Source organism: Amphibacillus xylanus NBRC 15112 (assembly GCF_000307165.1).
GTDB classification, from domain to species: domain Bacteria; phylum Bacillota; class Bacilli; order Bacillales; family Amphibacillaceae; genus Amphibacillus; species Amphibacillus xylanus.
Genome location: NC_018704.1, coordinates 529150 through 549339, shown reverse-complemented (window position 1 = coordinate 549339; position 20190 = coordinate 529150). Strand labels below are relative to the sequence as shown.

The following is a 20190-nucleotide window of genomic DNA, read 5'->3' as shown; positions in this document are numbered from 1 at the left end:
GAGTCTGGATCTTGAGCCATATCCATTTTCATCCCACATCCTTTTCAAATTATATAAAAAACACCTTCTACGATAGAAGGTGTTTTAATAATCGCAAATAAAACAGACAGAACCTAATTGAATTTAATGGATTCACGCAAGCAAAAATGTTATCTAAACAACATTTCCAGCTCAAATGATCCCAATAGAAACAACAGGCGTCTCATTAGCAAATTTATAACCCTCAATCGTAGAGCTTTAGCACTGTGTGGCATAGAAAATTAATTTCAGCTACGTTAAAAACAACCTTAATTCGATTGTTTCTGTTGACCCATTGGCGTCTTTGGACATTTTTGGGCAGCAGCGTATCTCCACACAGGAGCCTGGCCTAACGAAGGTTCTTATATTTAGTTTTTTTGACCATCTACAATCATACATCAAGATTTACTAATATGCAACTTGAAGGAATTAGTCAGAATTTTTATGACAATCTATTAGTTAATTTAATTTAAGTGTATAATAGTGATAATTAAATTACATATTTAGGGGGATTTAGTTTGAAAAAGAAATATATATGGATAACTTTCTTTTACCTAGCTTGTGCGGCATTTGGCTTTTTTGGAGCATATTTTGGTCTATTTGATATTTTTTTTGCCGACCTTTCTCTACTTAACATCGGTGCATTCTGTCTGTTATTTCTAATAAGTTTATTTTTAATCATTAATATTCATGAGTTTGGACATTTTGTATTTGGTAAGTTGCTAGGTTATCAGCTATTAATGTACCAAATTGGCATTTTGAATTTTACATACGAAAACGGTAAGATGAAATTTTCCTTTAAAAAGACAAAAGGTTTTGACGGATTTTGTGCAATGATCCCATCAGAAGGTACGAATGCCTTTGATAAAAAGCATTTGTTATTTTATGCAGGTGGTATTATTTTTAACATCGTAACAGGTGTAGTTGCCCTAGTTATTGCCCCACAATTAACAAACTTTTATATCCGAAATTTCAATTATCTATTTGGCTTCATTAGTATTATATTAGCTTTTATTAATTTAGTTCCTTTTAAAACATCAGGTAATCAATATACTGATGGGAAGTACATTATCGGTATTATCAGTGGGAATCAACAAGTAAGAGGACTACTTGCACTACAAAATGTCATGACACAACTAGCCGGTGGCATCCGACCGAAACAACTAAACTTTGATCAAAACGAACTAGGTCAATTTGAAGATCCAACATTAGATTTTTTACAATACTTCCAAGCACTTGATCAAGGCAATGACAGCCTTGCAAAGACACAAATAGAAAAAATAATATCAAAATTAGATGACGTATCATCAATTGCTTTACCAGGATATTATTATGAAATCATTACTGCCGGTATTTTATTTGGTCAGCCTGATTGGGTGGAAACATACTATCCAAAAGCTGAGAAAATGTTAAACCTTGATCGCGATTTAAACGGAGAACGAGTAAAGGCTTATTATGCTTGGTACAAAGATAATATTTCAAAAGCTAAGCAACATATTAAACAAGCAAAAGCTGTTGCAGATAAATTTCCGTTCCGTGGACAAGCACAGATGGAATTATCGCTAATTAATCAATTAGAGGCAAAAATTGAGCAGCTTTCTCCTTCAGCACAGTAAAACAAAAAAGGTGAGGAAATCCCCTCACCTTTTGCTATGTCTAAATATTAATTTTTCTCATACAACTCTATGCTAAATTTTGAGCTAATAGATCGAATGCTTTAATACGATAATTGAATTCGATTTCCCGCAGGATCTGATGTCATAATTCGATCATTTTCTTGGGTAATCGTTGCACCGATTTTTTCTAGATTAGCAATCGTCGCTTTAACAGCCGCTTCATCATTATATATTAATCGGTAATAATCCATACCAGCACTATTTTCTTCTGGTCTAGGAGCCCCTACACCATTCCATGTATTAACTGCAATATGATGATGATATTTAGCAGTCGATAAGAATAGTGCTTGACCACCAAATCGATTAACCACTTCAAATCCTAGACCTTCAACATAAAACTGTTCAGTCTTATCTAACTCAGCAACATACAAATGGATATGCCCCATAATTGTATCTTTAGGAAGTCCTTGCCATGATTCACCAGGCACTTGATGTGTTAATAATTCTTGAAAATTAACTGGATCAGTCGTCATTGCAACCTCACCATTGCTCCATTTCCATACATTTGGATCACGATCAACATAAATTTCAATATCATTTCCATCCGGATCTTTAATATATAGTGCTTCACTAACTAAGTGATCCCCTGCTGCTACTTGCACATCATTTTTCGCCAAGTGCATAACAAAGTCTGCTAGATCCTTTTTCGTTGGTAAGAGTAGAGCAAAGTGATACATTCCTGTTGTTCGTGGTTTTTTCGGTTTTACACCTTTTGGTTGCTCAAGTGATAATATACTCGTCTTACCATCTGCAGTTAACTCCACTGTCGTACTTGTCCGTTCTAAAATATCAAAACCAATAATTTCTTGATAATATGCTAAAGACCGTTCCAAATTCTCAACCTTCAATCGAACATGACTGACAAATGTTGATGGTTTTTGATGAAATCCCATTTAAACCCCTCCTAATTGATATTATATATTATGGCTTTAATGCCTTATTCATATTACTAAGTTACTTTATGTAACTAACTATATAATATATAATAACTTATGTCAAGTTATTATGTTTCTGTTTGTAATTTGGTTTTGTTTTGTGGTATAATTCATCCAAAGAGGTGATTTGTGATGGCAGAACCAGTTATTTGTCCTAAATTTGAAAAAGCAATTTTATTATTAAGTAAGCGATGGACTGCTCTGGTCATTTATCAATTACTAAACGGTACCCAGCGTTTTAATGAAATTCAATCAGCAATTGGTATCAGTGGCAAGGTCTTATCTGATCGATTAAAAGACCTAGAGCAAGAGGGGATTGTGCATCGTGAAGTTATTCCCGATACACCTGTTATTATTCAATATTCTTTAACAGACAAAGGACGCTCAATGGAGCCAATCATTCAATCAATTGAGCATTGGTCACAAGACTGGATGGCACACGACTAATAGTGCAAGCTTAAATTTTGCTATGATTTAAGAAACAACCATAAGGGATATCTTCAAGATTTACTCATTAAATTGAAGATATCCCTATTTTAATATGCGTACGGTTCTAAGTGTTGAAAGCATGTCACAGTCAATAATGTCCTTTAACCTTCTTTCCAGCTTTGGTGGAGGATATTTTATCAGTAAATGGCTCGGATTATCTTGGGTATGCTAGTAACAGTTCATGCTTCAGTTTCATCATCTAACTTAATAGGTAATATAACTCACCTCACTCTATTTTATTGGAGACAAAAACTATTATCATCGTTAAAGCAAATTGAAATCCCTAATTTTGAAAGTATCGTAGAAAAGACGAGACTCCTGTGGGAACAAATCATTTCTATGGGACGAGTAATCGCAGTCCCAGCACGAGCTGAAGATCCACTAAGGCAAGCGCTCTTTGCTTGCCTTAGTTAGCTAAAAGACGTGCCCGCGGAAAGCGACTGTATTTCACCTGCGGTGAACAAGTTGTATCTTAATTAAAATTAAGATAAATTTATTCTCGACTAATGATAAAACCTACCAACACTATTTGACATTGAACCTTTTAAAAAAGAGACAGCATCGATCGGATGTGTCTCTCATTAATAATTCTCTTTTTTCTTTATTTTCGCTTTGTGTTTCGTGATATCGCTACTGAACCTTACACATAGCGTTTTAATATTTCACGTACGTCGTCAGTCGTCTCAGTACTCATCAATTCATTCCTTAATTCGCTCGCACCTCTAAAGCCACGAACGTAAATCTTGAAAAAACGTCTTAACGGTTTAAAGGAACGATCTTCAAGTTTAGCATAATGATCAAATAAATCTAAGTGAAGTTTTAACAAATTAAGCAATTCGTCATGGCTATGTTCTCTAGGCTCTTTTTCAAAAGCAAATGGATTTTTGAAAATGCCACGACCGATCATGACACCATCAACACCAAACTTTTCAACAAGTTCTAATCCCGTCTGACGATCAGGAATATCACCATTAATTGTTAATAATGTATCTGGTGCGATTTCGTCACGCAACTGCTTGATCTCAGGGATCAACTCCCAATGTGCATCGAAATCACTCATTTCTTTACGCGTTCGTAAATGAATCGATAAGTTTGCAATATCTTGCTTTAAGATATGTGTTAACCAATCTCGCCATTCACTTAAATAAGTGTAACCGAGCCTTGTCTTAACACTGACTGGCAGTCCACCTGCTTTTGTTGCTTCAATAATTTCAGCCGCCCGATCAGGGAATCTGATCAAGCCAGCACCTTTCCCTTTTGAAGCTACGTTCGGAACAGGACAGCCCATATTAATATCGATCCCTTTAAAGCCCATCTCAGCTAAACCGATACTCATTTGTCTAAAGTATTTAGGCTCATCACCCCAAATATGTGCTACGATCGGTTGTTCATCTTCAGTAAAAGTTAATCTCCCCCGAACACTCTCCTTACCTTCAGGGTGGCAATAGCTAACTGTATTTGTGAACTCTGTGAAAAATACATCTGGACGTGCCGCTTCACTCACAACATGACGAAAGACAACATCTGTTACATCTTCCATTGGTGCTAAAATAAAAAATGGTCGCGGTAAATCCCGCCAAAAATTTTCTTTCATGTTAAAACCCTTTCAAGTAGGGGATAATTTAAGCTCATTGTATCCCCAAAATGTAAAATAGATAGAACCGTTTGATCCTATCTATTTATACCATGATCTTATACTATTTATCAATTCAATTGTTTATTAAAAATGTGCCAATACAAACAGAGCTGGTGAATTCCAATAAACCGTCACTTCATTTGTTGCATAACTATCTTCATGGTCAACAAAGCATTTGGCTGGTGCCTTACCTTGAAGATGTGCTGCTGCATATTCATCCTGTAATCCCGCATTTGGCCCTCCAGAAACTAAACCCGGAACAGGCGCATCAACTTGGTCTCCTACAGATGGACGATGATGTGGCTCCATTACTGGTCGATCACCAAATCCAGTCACGTAGCTAATATCTAATGCATTTCGACCAAATAAATAATGAACATGATCGAGTGCACAATTTTTATATGCCACATTGCCAGTAAAATGGTGAGCCAATAATAGCGTCATAGCCTTATTCATCACACCCATATTACTACCCCAAACATAATCCTCATTTTCAAGAGAAATTAAGTAGCCATCTTTTGAACAATTATTAAGCAACTTCTCAGCTTCATGAATTAATTCTGACATAAGCTTTTGGTAGACATCATGATTACTTAATGCTTTACCATTAAGCAAGTAGGCAGTGGTTCCATATCCGCCCATGTCAGCCCATCCGAATTCAGTTTTTGAAAAATCCTCATCCGCTAGCTCAATCAATGCTTGATGATAATTTTCATTACCAGTTGTACGGTATAGCTCTGCAGCCGCCCAGAATCGTTCATCACGATCATCTTCATCACCATATTCACCAGTCGTTATTTCTACTGGGTTTTTAAATCCAGGAACATCTGGATTCATGAGCAACCATTGCCATGCTTTTTCAGCACGTTCCAAACAAACAGCCGCAAATTCTTGATCAAATGGCTTATATATTCTTGCCGCCATTGCCATCGTTGCTGCAAATGTTCCAGTTGCAGTTGCCGAAACAGGTGTTAAGTACTGAGGATCAAGATCATCCTCAGGCATGACATCAAGTCCTGGAAATTCTAGTGTAGTCAGTTTATGGTACACGGCGCCAGTTTCAAGCTCCTGCATTTTCAACAGCCAGTCCAGCTCATATCGACATTCGTGTAAAATATCAGGTATCACACCATCAGTTTCAGGAATTGGGATCGCTTGATTAAATGCATTTGGTCTAAGCTCATAAGCTAGTAATAAATCAGCCACTGCTTTGGCACCCGGTACCGTGTATTTGCCATAATCTCCTGCGTCATGCCAACCACCTGTACCATCCAACTTACATTCTTGATTATCAAATACAATACTTTCTGCTAGATGACAAGCCTTATGGGCCCACTCCCCAGCATACTCCTCTGTTAGTTCCATACCACAACGGAAAAAATAAAATGCCTTTAAAATACCTTGACGAGCCTCAAAATAGGGGTTGTCACTAATCAAAAATGTAGCAGATCTTACACCATCTGCTTGAATATAGTAGTGGCCACTATCTGATACGTTAGAAAAATCCGCATGATAAACCACTTCATTGCTTGCTTGATCTTCAATAGGCTCCGACAATTCTCCTCGATAAACGATTTTCTTTGTCTTTTGATTAACGACTTCAAATTCAGAACATTTCGCAGTTAAGACAGCTATTTTGTCTGCATCAACTGGATAACCTAATTGATTGACTTTAATTTGACGTACAAGACTCACACAAATCTCTCCCTCTAATAATCTAGTATTTTAAAATTCTCTCTTTATGTATCCGCTTACAACTATGTTAATCTGTTTTACAATCCTGTCAAGTCATTAGATAAGCATTTTAATTCATTAATCTCTGATAAAACCTTTCAATTCTATTCTTTAGTAAGCTATTTTTCGGATAGATAAAGTATAATGGCCTTTCAATCGAATAATGATTGATTGAAAGAAAGCATAACTCTCCATTCTCAACTTCTTCCCTTGCCACTTCTTCATACATAAATGAGATCGCATCTGAATTTCCAAGTAGGTTTTTCAAGATTCCGAAGCTATTAATCTCATAAATTTTATTAGCACTTGCAAGCGTATCATTATTTTGATAAAGGAAATTTTCATAAATCTCTCTAGTTCCTGATCCTTTTTCTCTTAATATTAGAGGATATTTGTGTATATCTGAAAGCTCCAAATTTAATCCTTCTAAAGGGTGACCTTTTCTCGCGACAGGGAGAAACTTAGTTTGATTAAACTGATAGTACTGAAAAATTGACTTATCAAAAATCCCTTCAATAAACGCACAATACAATTCGTTATTCAGCAACATATCAATAATAGTTTGTGTGTTTTGGACTGTTACCGAGATTAACTCATCATAATTTTTTATGTATTTACTTAAATAAGGTGGTAAATAATAGTCAGCAATTGAAAGTGTTGCACCAATCTTAATGGGTGTCTCATACTTTTTGAGTTGATCAATCAATTGATTTTCATTCGCTACTTGAAATTTAGCATAATGATACAATGCCTCTCCTTGAGGCGTTAAATTAACCGATTTACCTTTGATATCAAATAATTGACAACCATAATGATCCTCCAACTTTTTGATCTGCTGTGTAACGGCTGGTTGGGTTAAGTGTAGCTCCTTTGCTGCCTTAGTATAATTTTTTAATTGAGCAACTTTTAAAAAAGTAAACAACTTTTGATCTAGCATAATGATGTTCCTTTCTGAGCTAAAATAGCTAATTATTTTAGCTGATTACGTATGACTATAACGTAAAGTAATCGATAATAAGATTTAATAATTTTATTTTATCATCAATCTCGGATAAAATCATAATAGTAGAATGACATCTGAGGAGAATAGACATGAAAAAAATAGTTAATAACATACCTGGTTTTTTACTTGCTTTAACAATTGCTTTAATTGCAACGTATATTGAATCATTATTACCAATCCCTATCATCGGGGCTTCTGTTATGGCAATCTTTATCGGTATGATTTTAAATCAACTAAAAAAAACAAATCAACTGATCAAAACAGGTTTAGTTTTTACTTCAAAACGCATACTTAAGTTTTCTATTATTTTATTAGGTGCTTCCTTAAGTATTGGCACGATTTTAAATGTTGGGAAGTTATCATTATCTGTTATGTTTTTCACATTACTAACTGCTTTTGGTGGCGGTTATTTTATTGGTAAGTGGCTCGGCTTAGATTGGAAATTATCTAATATGATTTCTGCTGGTACTGGCATTTGTGGGGGATCAGCTATCGCGGCTATGGCTCCTGTAATAGATGCAAAAGACAATGATATTGCTTATGCTATGTCAGCTACTTTTATCTTTGACGTCTTAATGATTATCTTATTCCCTATCATGGGACGTTTAATGGGACTAAGTGATATTGCTTATGGATTATGGACAGGTACAGCCGTAAATGATACGTCAAGTGTAGTTGCAGCAGGATATGCATATAGTGAGGCTGCTGGAGACTTTGCTACAATGGTCAAACTAACGCGAACACTTTCAATTATTCCAACAGTATTAGTTTTTTCATTAATTAGCGCCCGGGTAAAAGCTAAATCTGCTCAAAAAATTCACGCAAGACAACATAAAATTAAGATCAGCTCATTATTCCCATGGTTTATTTTAGGTTTTGTTATGATGGCTATTTTTAATAGCTTAGGCTTCATTCCCGAAACTGTATCAGTGACGATCAAGGCGATTAGCAAGTTCCTAATGGTAACTTCACTTGCTGCGATTGGCTTAAATACGGATTTCCGTGAAATGAAAAAGTCTGGTATTAATCCAATGATTCATGGGTTTATTATTTCAGCACTAGTCGTCATTGTTTCACTAGTCGTACAATATTTTATGGGTTTACTATAATCTACAAACATAATTAAATCGAGTTCATTATCCGAATTTAGCCTTAATAAAAAGCTTGAAATGAGATCGGTTTATCTCTTTTCAAGCTTTTTTAATCTGTTAGCGGAGAATCTTCTCTTTGACAACTTTAAGTCGAGTAAATTCTTCTCGTTCTTTTTCTTCCAATGCGTTTACAATCTCAACTTTCTGAGCTTTAAGCCTTGGTATTGAGATGTTTTTTAAAGCATTAGCTCGTTTCTGTGTTTTTCGGATATTGTTCGCTAAGCGAAAAGCTGTATTTTCAATCATTGAGAGTTGAATGGTCAGCTTTTTAACTTTTTCAAACGCAGCCCTTGCTTCATCGAGTGATGAGTTCGTACTGTAAAATGAATAGGCTGGCCTTGAAGGTGCCTCATCATATTCAACTAACGGAATCTCAGTACCCATAACACTGCGAACTTTTAATTTCAGTGAATCCTCGATTGGGACAGTTGCAGCAATTTCTTCAACATATCGAATACCAGCTTCAATATTTGCTTGTTCTAAAGCGGCATAAGCATCTCGATATGTTTGATCAATTTGGCGCTGGATATCTTCAGCTACTTTAACTAATGACATAATTTCATTAATTAAAATAATCCGCTTCCGATCAAGCATCTCATAGCCCTGGTTTGAAAGGGAAAGAATTTTCTCAATCCTCATTAAGTTACCCTTTGTTGGTGCTGTGTTTTCTGGCATTATAACACCTTCTCTAAACCATAATATTGATCCAATAGTTGCGTATCAATCCGATCTAACTCTTCACGAGGCAACATTCGCAATAATTCCCATGCTAAATCTAATGTTTCTATAATTGTTCGATTCTCATCTTTTGCTTGATTTAAAAATTCCTGTTCAAATTTACGACCATACTCTAAATATTTCCGATCTGTCGGTGCAAGCTCATCTTCACCAATAACTGATGCTAATGATCGAGCTTCCTTCACACGTGAATACGAGGCAAACAATTGGTTCGCAACTGCTTGATGATCGTTTCTCGTATACTTCTCGCCAATTCCACCCTTCATTAACCTTGATAGTGATGGCAAAATATCAATTGGTGGGTAAATTGATTTTCCTTGTAAGTCACGATCAAAAACAACTTGCCCTTCAGTTATATAACCCGTTAAGTCCGGAATCGGGTGGGTAATATCATCATTTGGCATTGTTAGAATCGGAATTTGGGTTACCGATCCAGGCTTACCAGCCACAATTCCAGCGCGCTCATAAAGCATCGCTAAATCACTATATAAATAGCCTGGATATCCCTTTCTAGAAGGAATCTCCTGTTTAGAGGCTGATACTTCTCGCAATGCTTCACAATACGCCGTCATATCTGTCATGATGACAAGAATATGCATCCCTAGATCGTAAGCTAAATACTCTGCAGCCGTAAGAGCAACACGAGGCGTCATAATCCGTTCAATGACTGGATCACTTGCCACATTTAAGAACATTGTTACGCGATCCAACACACCACTTTCCTCAAACGTTCGACGGAAAAAATCCGCCACATCGTGTTGGACACCCATTGCTGCAAATACGACACCGAACTTTTCACTACTTCCTTCTCCAAGGTTTGCTTGTCTAACAATTTGAGCCGCTAACTCATTATGAGGTAATCCATCACCTGAGAAAAACGGTAATTTCTGACCACGAATGAGTGTTGTCAATCCGTCAATTGATGAAATACCTGTTTGTATAAAGTTTCTTGGATACTCTCTGGAAACTGGATTTAGCGGATCACCATTAACATCTCGTTTCGTCACATATGAAATGTCTCCTAATTGGTCAATTGGACGACCGATACCATCAAATGTACGACCTAATATTTCAGGTGATAAGGCAAGCTCTAGCGGACGCCCTGTTAATCTAGTGTGAGTATTTTCTAGCGACATATCAGCAGTACTTTCAAACACTTGTATAATTGCTTTATCTTCATAAACTTCAATGACACGGCCCAGCTTACGCTTTGTTCTTTGAACGTAAAATTCAACGATCTCATCATAAGCCACATCCTGAACACCCTCTAAAACAACAAGGGGTCCATTTATCGAATCGAGTCCTAAGTATTCAATTGACATTTAAACCCCTCCTTAAGCGTTCGTTGCCATAATATGATTATAAAATTGATCTATTTCCTCGATATACTGATCAAGTAATTCCAATTGATCATTGCGTACATCATATTTAATTGTAACAATCTTAGAGAAAATCGGACTTTCCAACAGCAATGACATCGGCATTCCCATTGAGATTAACTCTCTACATTGACGATATAGATGTAAAATGACTTCCATCATTTTTGCTTGTTTTGCCAAAGGTACATTCGTATCTTCTTGATGAAACGCATCTTGTTGTAAATAACCTAAACGAATGACTCGTGCGATTTCGATTGTTAATTTTTGATCATCTGGTAAAACATCACTACCAATTAATTTGACTATATCCATTAATGAGCTTTCCTGATGTAAAATCTCCATGATCTGACGTCGATTATTAATAAAGTCTGGAGATACATGATCACGATACCACGGCGACAGATCATCTACATAAAGACTATAACTATTTAGCCAGCTAACTGCTGGATAGTGACGTTCATTTGCTAACCCACGGTCTAAGCCCCAGAAGCAACGAACGAAACGCTTTGTATTCTGAGTTACCGGCTCAGAGAAATCGCCACCCTGTGGTGAGACTGCCCCAATTACAGAGACTGAACCCTCTGTTTCATTTAAGTTTTGCATTAGTCCAGCACGTTCATAAAAAGTTGCTAATCGGCTAGCTAAATATGCTGGGAATCCCTCTTCTGCTGGCATCTCTTCTAAACGACCTGATAATTCACGTAATGCTTCAGCCCAACGAGATGTCGAGTCTGCCATAATTGCAACGTCATAGCCCATATCACGATAATATTCTGCCAAGGTTATCCCAGTGTAAATTGATGCTTCCCTCGCAGCTACGGGCATGTTCGATGTATTAGCAATTAAGACTGTTCTTTCCATTAATGAATTACCTGACTTTGGATCCTCTAATTCTGAGAAATCCTCTAATACTTCAGTCATTTCATTCCCACGTTCACCACAGCCAATATAAACAATAATGTCAGCATCAGAATATTTAGCAATTTGATGTTGCATCATTGTTTTCCCTGTTCCAAAACCACCTGGAATTGCGGCTGTTCCGCCTTTGGTAATTGGGAATAACGTATCAATAATTCTTTGACCTGTAATAAGAGGTACAGATCCCTCATGACGTCTTCGTACTGGACGTGGAATTCGAATTGGCCACTTTTGTGCAAGTGGAATGTCGATAATCGTATCATCCAGCTGTTTTACTTTAACAATGGGTTCAGTAATCGTGTATTCACCATCAGGTACTACTTCAACGACTTTACCTTCTATATGCGGTGGAATCATTGATTTATGCACAATGGTTTTCGTTTCTTGTACCTCTGCAATAATGGTGCCACCCATTACTTCCTGTCCAACTTGTACAGTTACATGTACTGGCCATTTTCGTTCTGTATCTAATGGCTCTACTTGAACCGTTTTTGTAATATACTGTCCAACTTGCTCCTCAATTGTTTTCAACGGTCTTTCAATACCATCAAAAATATTATTTAAAATTCCCGGACCAAGCTTGACACTCATTTGTTCTCCTGTGCTATACACTGGTTCTCCTGGTTTCATTCCCGATGTTTCTTCGTATACCTGGATTGTTGTCATGTCATTATTAAGTGAAATAATCTCTCCAACCAATTTGGAATTGCCGACATAAACCATCTCAGACATCTGAAACGTCGTTTTTCCCTTAACATAGACAATTGGTCCATTTATCCCATATATTGTTGCAATTTGTTTCATGCGTTATCCCCCTCATCTGCTACATCAAAGGAGAAATTATCTCTTTCTGCTTCTAGCCTTTTTAAAAATGAATAGTCAATTAACATGTTTCTTGATTGGATAACCCCACGAATACCACCAATAAACGGACGATCTGAAACAATTAATTTATGATTTGATCGTCGCTCAAGCTCGTTAATTTTATCCTGATCTACTGGATCAATATAGATAAGAATTTGCTCATCTTTAGCAATTGCTAACGCTTGTTTAATTTGTCTCTCTAACAAATTTACGTAATCATCTGTCTCCATAAATGCCTTAAGCTTTTGGTTCACTTGATTGAAGACTTCTGCTTTTAGTTTCTGTTGTTCCTTATGCAAGTCACGTTGTAGCTTCAATTGCAGCTGGGCAACTTGCTTATTTCTTTCTTTACGCACATTGTCTTTTTCAGTTGCTAGCATGAGATCATCTTTTTGTTTCTTCTCACTTTGATGATCATGAAAGACTTTCTTCAAAGAAGCTTCAAATGACTCCAATTGTTCTGCAACTGACTTTTCCGTATGTTCAAAGACGATATCACGAAAAAGGCTTAATTTCTCATTGCCATCCATTTACTCACCCCGCTCTATAGTTTCACACCGATCGCTTCATTCACGTATGCAGTAATAAAATCAGGTCGACGCCCTGTTCCGTAACGATCCGGAATCTCAACGAGCAATGGGCGTTGGTGATCCACCCGAATATCATCGATAAGCTTAGAAAATTGTTTACCTAGCTTCTCTGTAATCAAAATAATTGCAATACTTTCATCTTGAACAGCTTTATCTAAAGCCTGACGTATCTCTTCTTTTTCATGAACAATGACACCTTCAATACCTGCTAGACGCATCCCCGTCAATGTACTCAAGTTATCACTAATCAAAAATAGTTTCATTTTACAATTGCCCCAGAATCATAAATGAGATAATTAAACCATAAAGTGCAATACCTTCAGCAAGTCCAACGAAAATCAATGAACGACCAAAGATAGAATCGTCCTCACTGATCGCTCCTAATGCAGCAGAAGCTGCACTTGCTACGGCGACACCGCCACCGATACATGACAAGCCTGTAACTAAAGCTGCAGCAATATAACCCATCCCTGTAGCGAATCCTGCATCTGTTGCTTGAGCAGCAACGGCTGTATCAGCAGCTAGCAATTGGAAATCTGGGTTGTAAGCTAATATTGTTGCAATAACAATCCCAGTAATCACAGCAGAGATATTTCCGATTAATGCGCGTTTATATCGTGTTCGTGACTTCATTCCAAAAAAGTAATAAGCAAACGGGATTACAAATCCTAGTAAAAATGTAGCCAATAACGTTAATTTAATTAGTGTATTCAATCTCATTTCCTCACTTTCAGCTTTTAATTTTTCATTAAATGATTTTCAAACGGTCTTCCATCACCTTTATAAAAGTGACTAAAGATTTCATAGAACTCTAAACGTAATACTTGAATTCCAACAACCAATCCTTCTAAACCAATGACAATGATGTTACCGAAAATAACCATTAACCAGTTAATATCGCCACCATTTGCTGCACCTGATAGCATCATGACAACTTGCATCATTGCAGCGTGACTGACCGCAAATGCACCTACCCTTACAAATGACAATGTATTTGAAAAGTAGCTTAATAAAATTTCAAATATCTCAAAGAAAGCTTGTACAGCAAACATAACAGGACCTTCACTGCCTTCTAAGTGCTTTCTTTCCATCATTGATAAAAGGGGCTCTTTAAACGCCATCATAATCAGTGGAATACCAAATAGTATGCCTAGCATGATTCCACCAGGTATTGGATTACCTGTAACAAATAAAACAATTACCATAATTAGTGATGCATAAAAGATTAGACCTGCTACTCCATTTCGATCGAATAGCACAGCCTTAGTTTCATGTGTTTTAATTCCAGACATAATGTTTAAAATTAATGTCATCAAAATGATAAACATACCAAATCCAATTGCCACGACAAAGATCGTATTCATCGATCCGATAAATGGTAAATCAGTCATTGCACTAACTGGATGTAGCCAAAGGGCAGGAATGACTTCTTCAAAACCGAAAATACTTCCATACATAAAACCAAAGAACGTCGCACATACGCCTGCCAAGGCAATAATTCCACCTAAGTCAGCCTTCTTCTTTTTATAAATAAAATAACCACCCAATGCCAGTAATGCTCCTTGACCAACGTCACCAAACATAATCCCAAATAGTAATGAATAAGTTAATGCGACAATCCAAGTTGGATCAAATTCACGATAATTTGGCACGCCATACATCTTTGTAAACATCTCAAATGGACGGAAAATCGCAGCATTTTTTATCTTTGTTGGTGGGACACCGCCTCCAGGTGGATCATTATCATCTTCTAAGATCGCAATCACATCTGGATCTTCATCAGTTTCCTTAATTAATTGCTCTGCATCCTCAGCCGGCATCCAGCCCATTAATAAATACTGAGTCTCGGTTTGCAAGTACTCATCATGAGTCAGTGCCGCATATTTACGAACGCTAAAGTTATTAGATAATACTTTTAATCTACTTCTCGCTGAATAGATTTCAGATGCATAAGGATGAATCATTTCTTCAATTAATAAATTATTCTGTTCAATTTCATGATCAATTTCAGCAATCTTCCTTGTTAGCTTTTCAATAATTTCTTTCGGTGTACCGACATAATCCTCGTCATCAGGAACATAAATCCGCTCCCAGTTCATTGAAATATACAACGCATCAACTCGCTCAGTTGACACTTTAGGTGTAAAGTAAATACCGTACGTATAATCCTCGTCTTTCCCACCTTCAATGAAAATAGAAATAAATCGATCCATCACATATTTCTTAAACTTTTCATAGTTCGAGTGAGTAAAACGACCAAACTGAAAATGAATATGGTCCATCGTCAAAATCTGTTCAATTGGGTAGTTTACTCCCTCAAACAAAGAAATCATATCGAGTAATTCTTGTTTTTCTGATTTTAACACTTTTAACTCTTGATCCTTTTTTAAATAAGGTTCAATATGCTTTTCCATTTGTTCAATTGATACTTTTAAAATATCCATTGAAGGTGAGTCAATGATAATCTGACTTTTTGATTGATCTTCTTCACTGACATACTTCCACAACTGATTCACACGCTCCAAGTATGGGGCATATGGATTCGGACTCGTGTATGGACGTAAACTCTTTGAACCGTAAAGCTCGGTTAATGCATTTTCAAAATGGATTTCATACTTCGATAAATATTCGTCCACCATCCGATCGATATCATCTTGTCTTCCCATAATGGTTACGAATTTCATATCTTTAATCAAAGCTATCCCCCTCCTTCGTTAAGTCATGCTACTTTAGGGTTATCCTAGTTTCTGATTAATCACTTGTTGTATTCTTGCTTTATCTCGGCCATAATGAATCGCTTCTATAATACGAGTAATTAAAGCGACTTCTTTCTCCTTATCATGTAAATAAGCATACATAGCGGCAGCAGAATATGGCGCTTCTTTTTCTCTACCTTTAATTACTTCATCCATTAATTTTTCATAAAACATATCGAGCGAACTTTGATTCCTGAAGTCTTCGACATATTTTGCATAAATCGTTGTTTCGATAATTTTCCAAAATTCATCTTGATTATGAGCTTCAATCAGCATTTGAATTTTATCTGGCTTTAAGCGATAGTTTATTGGAATCAACAAAGAAGCAATTTGTTCTGCTGGTAAATCGTAAAACTTTTTATAGCGATAGATAAACACAATATTTAACAAATCAAATTGCATACCATATATTTTTTCAAATGTTTTTCGTTCTTTTTTATTAATTAACTTATTCTTCTCTTGCCATATCGCAGTGAAGGCGTACGTATCTAATGCTGATTCATAATCAAATAAAGTTGGATTTTGAATATTTTCTAGTAATTTTAATGGTCGGTAATAGCGACTTTCAATTAACGATTCTCTGAATTGTTCTAATGTTCGCGCATTTTGCAATGTCTCTAGGTCTAGTCGTGAATGTCTGCTAAGGAAATCTAAAAATTCATTTCCGACTTCCTGATAAATATCAGCGACATTAAATGCGCGTCTTAAGAATTTTTTCAATACGATAACTTCATAAGTGATCGCATGAATTTGCAAAAACTTTCTCTGCTTGAAATTAGCAAACCGAAACAGCTTATTATAATCCTCATAGATTGAAGAATTTAGCAGTCCCTCTAATTCAAATCGTGTGACCTTATTCTCTACGACGTGTGCCAGCACATGCTGGTAACCCGGATGTCTCTTTAAATATGAAGCAATTTCTGCCTCCGAATTTAAATAAGATAAATTCAGATAATCTTCTTTTTTTAGCAACTTACCACGCATACCGCGGATTTTGGTTGTTATGGCAGTATATTGATTAAGCAACTCACCCACCTCAACCTTTAATAATATTTTCAAAAATGTGATTTACAATCTGATCTTGTTTCTTCCTGTATACATGTTCTAATCGATCGCGTTCAGCCTTATGTTGCTCATAAACCTTTTTGCTCATTTCTTCTTGAAGCTGTTTGCTCTCGTTTTGAATTTGCCTCAATTGTTCTTCTGTCTGTCGATTACTCTCTTGGTCAAATTCTTGTTGCTTGTTTCGATATAACTGACGTAATTTCTCCTTCTGATCGTCAATTTCACTTTCCATGTTCTTTGCAATCTGATCAATTTTAAATAGTTGATCAATTACTGGATCCATTTAATTCCCTCCCTCCAGTTGGTAACAACTGAAAATTGGCTTAAATTAACTACCATTAATACAAACTGATTATACTCCTATTTTTGCATATTACAATAAAAATACTCATAAGGCTTATATTATTAACCATAGCCAAGAAATCGCATAAAGTCCAATTTACCGCGCTTTTTATTGTCGATAGTTGGAAAGTATTGTTTAATATTCTAATAAAATAATAAAACTTCCCACAAATTATTTTGCAGGAAGTTAATGGATTAACCAAATTAATTTTTAAATAGATCCAGAAGAATGTTATAAATAAATTGATTTTGCCAATGCCATGTATGAACGCCACCATCACAATCAATAAAGTAAAAATTCCCTTTAGTCGTATCAGCAGAATAGATAAATACATCTGAATGCTCCTTTAGAGCATCCATTTGTGGCTTCATATTTGGATATGCAATATCACCGTTACCCGTTGCACATAATAAGTAATAATCATTAGGACGATAGCCAGACTTTCTCGCCACATCTGCCAAGTATGCAGCTGTTTCTTTTGCCTTTTTACCCTCAGCTTTTTGTACCAATGCCCAACAATCTCCGCTTAGTGGCATGAAGTATTTGAAATAATCAAGCGCATGAATAAACACATTCCATGTCGTTACAGATCCCATTGAAAATCCACCAAAAGCCCGATGCTCACGTGATGCAATTAGATCAGCTTTACTTCCGCTTTTTGCATAAGTATGGTATTGCGTTTCAATATATGGTATTAAATCATTAACTAGCTCATCATGATAATAATCCGTTTCAATAATCGGTAATGGATGATCTAATCCCTCTACATGACTTAGCTCAGGGTCATTTTGGAGATTATTTTTCACACCGTAAAATGTCGGTGTTACCACAATTAATGGCTCGATATCGCCATTGGCAATCATGTGATCTAAAATATTTTTTAACTCCCTATTCTCACCTGGGCCACCAAACAATAGATTTTCGTCTTCTCCTCCACCATGCATAAGATACAAGACATTATACTTTCTGCTATCATCCGCTTTATCATAGCCATTCGGAAGATATAGATTCAAATGCTTTTCAGTCGCGCCGTCAGCAAGATTCGGCACTGGATAATAGACACTTTCAATCGTACCTTGCTTACTACATTCATTTCTGTATGCCTCTGGAAGTGCTTTAAAGATTTTCTCCATAAAAAACTCTCTTTTGTTATGATAATTTATAATTGAATCATTGCACACTTAATTATTATCAAGCTGTATCATACTTTCTTTGATACAGATTAAAAACAAGCATGGCTACTAGCATAAGTACAGCACAAAAAAGAAACAGTATTGTATAATTAAACGTTGATGAAATTGCTCCTCCAATCATTGGACCAAAGCCCTGACCCAAATCAGCACCGATATAAAAGGTACTTGTCGCCACCCCTACTCGACTTGGATCAACTCTTTTAATACATTCTGCCTGAAGTGAAATCTGCCCCCCACCTTGTCCAATTGACTTTAAAACAGATGCCAGCAGTAAAATACTTAGTACTGGGGCAAAGCCAATTAATATCATTGAAATTGCAGATGCAATTAATGAAATGTTAACGATTAATGTTATGCCTTGGTTGTCGGCAATTTTACCAACAAAGATTCTTAAAACAAATAACACAATGGCACCAACAGAGAAAAACAAACCAATATTCCTAATATTTCTTTCCTCACCTAGTAACACTAGAAATGAACTTACAATTCCATTACCAAAGGAGAACATGCCACCAATTATGGCATACATCAACACTTCTTTGGCAATTAATGAATTCAATGTGAGCTTTCGTTTCTTGCTTACTTTTGTTACCTGCTCTTTTGGATAGTTAAGCCTCGTTAACAGTAATACACCTAAAAGTGATAACCCCGTTACAAGTAAAAATAGCGGTTGAAACCCATATAGTTCCTCAATTTGAACGCCAAGATTGGGGCTAATAATTTGCGCCATAACCTGACCAAGTCCGTAATAGCCAATTCCCTCAGCAGTTCTTCCTTTTGGTATGTAATTTGTAACGAGAGCAATGTTAACGGTTCCACTTATCCCAAATGCAACGCCATGTAGAATTCTAAAGAAAAACAAGGTAGGTACATTGAATGAAAATGTATAACCAAACAATGCAATCGTAATTAACAAGTTTGCGATGATACATAATCTTTTTTTATTCATCGTATCTGCTGTTACACCTGCAATTGGACGAATAATTAATGCAGCGATTGAAAAAATACCTGCAATTACTCCTGCAATCGTTAATGAAGGTGTAACCTCCAAGGCATACTTCGAAATAATGACATAAACCATATTAAAGCTCATTGCGGTAATTAAACTAACTAAAATTAACAGTATAAATGATCGATTCCATAATGACTTTACTTCTAATTGATGATTGTGATCTTCAGTTTGATTTGTATCGTTCATATGAATCTCCTTAACTAGTTAAATAAATCTGAAACTATTTGATATTTTGATAGACTCGCTCAAGTAAGTTGAGAAACGTCTCCTTTTCCTCTTGAGAAAAGCCCTTAAAACTGAGTGACTCAACCTGGTTAAATACGTTCGCTACCTCTCGCTCCTTTTCCTTACCCTTCTCTGTTAAGCGAACGCTTAATGATCTTGTGCCAGATTCTTGAATGATCGGCTCTCGCTTAATCAAGCCCTTTTTCTCCATACTAGGTAGAATACTCGTTATCGTCGCTGGTTCAACTTCACACGCCTCCGCCAGCTCTTTTTGCATACATCCTTCCAAATTAACTAATCGCTCTAACACTTTTGGTTGTCCAGATGATAAGCCTAATTCAGCAAACTGACTCGTGCTCCTTTTAAAATGAGCATTAGCAGTTCTAGTTAATAATTTATGAAATCGCTGATCCATTTTACTCGCTCCTACTATCAAATTAGACACCTAATTAGATATCTAATTTG

Annotated in this window: 19 protein-coding genes, 1 pseudogene and 1 riboswitch; of the genes and pseudogenes, 4 read left to right on the top strand and 16 right to left on the bottom strand. The window is 36.2% G+C overall.

Annotated features, from left to right (window positions below; all coding sequences use genetic code 11):
- Positions 1-215 precede the first annotated feature (215 nt).
- Positions 216-382, bottom strand: a riboswitch (M-box (ykoK) riboswitch).
- Between the two features lie 154 nt (positions 383-536).
- A complete protein-coding gene (locus AXY_RS02855; protein WP_015009279.1) occupies positions 537-1634 on the top strand; it encodes a site-2 protease family protein in 1098 nt (365 codons plus the stop codon).
- A 101-nt stretch (positions 1635-1735) separates the two neighbouring features.
- Here the strand turns inward: AXY_RS02855 and AXY_RS02850 are convergent, their stop codons facing one another.
- Positions 1736-2587, bottom strand: coding sequence for a VOC family protein (locus tag AXY_RS02850; RefSeq protein WP_015009278.1), 852 nt, complete (start codon positions 2585-2587; stop codon positions 1736-1738).
- Positions 2588-2761: 174 nt separating this feature from the next.
- Between AXY_RS02850 and AXY_RS02845 the strand changes: the two genes are divergently transcribed.
- Both AXY_RS02845 and AXY_RS12710 read left to right on the top strand, forming a co-directional pair.
- Entirely contained in the window at positions 2762-3076 is a 315-nt protein-coding gene (locus tag AXY_RS02845) for a winged helix-turn-helix transcriptional regulator (RefSeq protein ID WP_015009277.1), read from the top strand.
- 237 nt (positions 3077-3313) lie between these two features.
- Positions 3314-3424 (top strand): annotated as a pseudogene (locus AXY_RS12710) (IS1595 family transposase); the annotation flags it as partial.
- A 334-nt stretch (positions 3425-3758) separates the two neighbouring features.
- Here AXY_RS12710 and AXY_RS02835 read toward each other — a convergent pair.
- From AXY_RS02835 to AXY_RS02825, 3 genes are all read right to left on the bottom strand, one after another.
- On the bottom strand, positions 3759-4712 hold the full coding sequence (locus AXY_RS02835; protein ID WP_015009275.1) for a tRNA dihydrouridine synthase: 954 nt from the start codon (positions 4710-4712) through the stop codon (positions 3759-3761).
- Positions 4713-4838: 126 nt separating this feature from the next.
- On the bottom strand, positions 4839-6449 hold the full coding sequence (locus tag AXY_RS02830) for a glycoside hydrolase family 9 protein (RefSeq protein WP_015009274.1): 1611 nt from the start codon (positions 6447-6449) through the stop codon (positions 4839-4841).
- A gap of 109 nt (positions 6450-6558) precedes the next feature.
- Positions 6559-7425: a LysR family transcriptional regulator gene (locus AXY_RS02825; RefSeq protein ID WP_015009273.1), complete on the bottom strand. Its 867-nt coding sequence runs from the start codon at positions 7423-7425 to the stop codon at positions 6559-6561.
- 155 nt (positions 7426-7580) lie between these two features.
- Between AXY_RS02825 and AXY_RS02820 the strand changes: the two genes are divergently transcribed.
- The gene (locus tag AXY_RS02820; RefSeq protein ID WP_015009272.1) at positions 7581-8600 is read left to right on the top strand and encodes a YeiH family protein; all 1020 of its coding nucleotides are present in this window, start codon (positions 7581-7583) and stop codon (positions 8598-8600) included.
- A gap of 99 nt (positions 8601-8699) precedes the next feature.
- Here the strand turns inward: AXY_RS02820 and AXY_RS02815 are convergent, their stop codons facing one another.
- The 12 genes from AXY_RS02815 to AXY_RS02760 form a co-directional block, all read right to left on the bottom strand.
- Positions 8700-9317, bottom strand: a complete 618-nt coding sequence (locus AXY_RS02815; RefSeq protein ID WP_015009271.1) for a V-type ATP synthase subunit D — start codon at positions 9315-9317, stop codon at positions 8700-8702.
- Entirely contained in the window at positions 9317-10702 is a 1386-nt protein-coding gene (locus tag AXY_RS02810; protein ID WP_015009270.1) for a V-type ATP synthase subunit B, read from the bottom strand. The genes AXY_RS02815 and AXY_RS02810 overlap by 1 nt, the downstream gene beginning before the upstream one ends.
- A gap of 12 nt (positions 10703-10714) precedes the next feature.
- The gene (locus AXY_RS02805; protein WP_015009269.1) at positions 10715-12481 is read right to left on the bottom strand and encodes a V-type ATP synthase subunit A; all 1767 of its coding nucleotides are present in this window, start codon (positions 12479-12481) and stop codon (positions 10715-10717) included.
- Positions 12478-13071, bottom strand: a complete 594-nt coding sequence (locus tag AXY_RS02800) for a V-type ATP synthase subunit E (protein WP_015009268.1) — start codon at positions 13069-13071, stop codon at positions 12478-12480. The genes AXY_RS02805 and AXY_RS02800 overlap by 4 nt, the downstream gene beginning before the upstream one ends.
- A 14-nt stretch (positions 13072-13085) precedes the next feature.
- Complete coding sequence (locus AXY_RS02795; RefSeq protein ID WP_015009267.1) at positions 13086-13394, bottom strand: V-type ATP synthase subunit F; 309 nt, start codon at positions 13392-13394, stop codon at positions 13086-13088.
- Position 13395: 1 nt separating this feature from the next.
- Positions 13396-13851 (bottom strand): ATP synthase subunit C, encoded by a 456-nt coding sequence (locus AXY_RS02790; RefSeq protein ID WP_041450088.1) that lies wholly within the window; start codon positions 13849-13851, stop codon positions 13396-13398.
- Positions 13852-13868: 17 nt separating this feature from the next.
- Positions 13869-15827, bottom strand: a complete 1959-nt coding sequence (locus AXY_RS02785) for a V-type ATP synthase subunit I (RefSeq protein ID WP_015009265.1) — start codon at positions 15825-15827, stop codon at positions 13869-13871.
- Between the two features lie 39 nt (positions 15828-15866).
- Positions 15867-16913, bottom strand: coding sequence for a V-type ATPase subunit (locus AXY_RS02780; RefSeq protein WP_015009264.1), 1047 nt, complete (start codon positions 16911-16913; stop codon positions 15867-15869).
- A gap of 10 nt (positions 16914-16923) precedes the next feature.
- Positions 16924-17235 (bottom strand): hypothetical protein, encoded by a 312-nt coding sequence (locus AXY_RS02775; protein WP_015009263.1) that lies wholly within the window; start codon positions 17233-17235, stop codon positions 16924-16926.
- 263 nt (positions 17236-17498) lie between these two features.
- Positions 17499-18428, bottom strand: coding sequence for an alpha/beta hydrolase (locus tag AXY_RS02770; RefSeq protein WP_015009262.1), 930 nt, complete (start codon positions 18426-18428; stop codon positions 17499-17501).
- Positions 18429-18486: 58 nt separating this feature from the next.
- Positions 18487-19686, bottom strand: coding sequence for an MFS transporter (locus AXY_RS02765; RefSeq protein ID WP_015009261.1), 1200 nt, complete (start codon positions 19684-19686; stop codon positions 18487-18489).
- A gap of 34 nt (positions 19687-19720) precedes the next feature.
- Positions 19721-20140: a MarR family winged helix-turn-helix transcriptional regulator gene (locus tag AXY_RS02760; protein WP_015009260.1), complete on the bottom strand. Its 420-nt coding sequence runs from the start codon at positions 20138-20140 to the stop codon at positions 19721-19723.
- Positions 20141-20190: the final 50 nt, after the last annotated feature.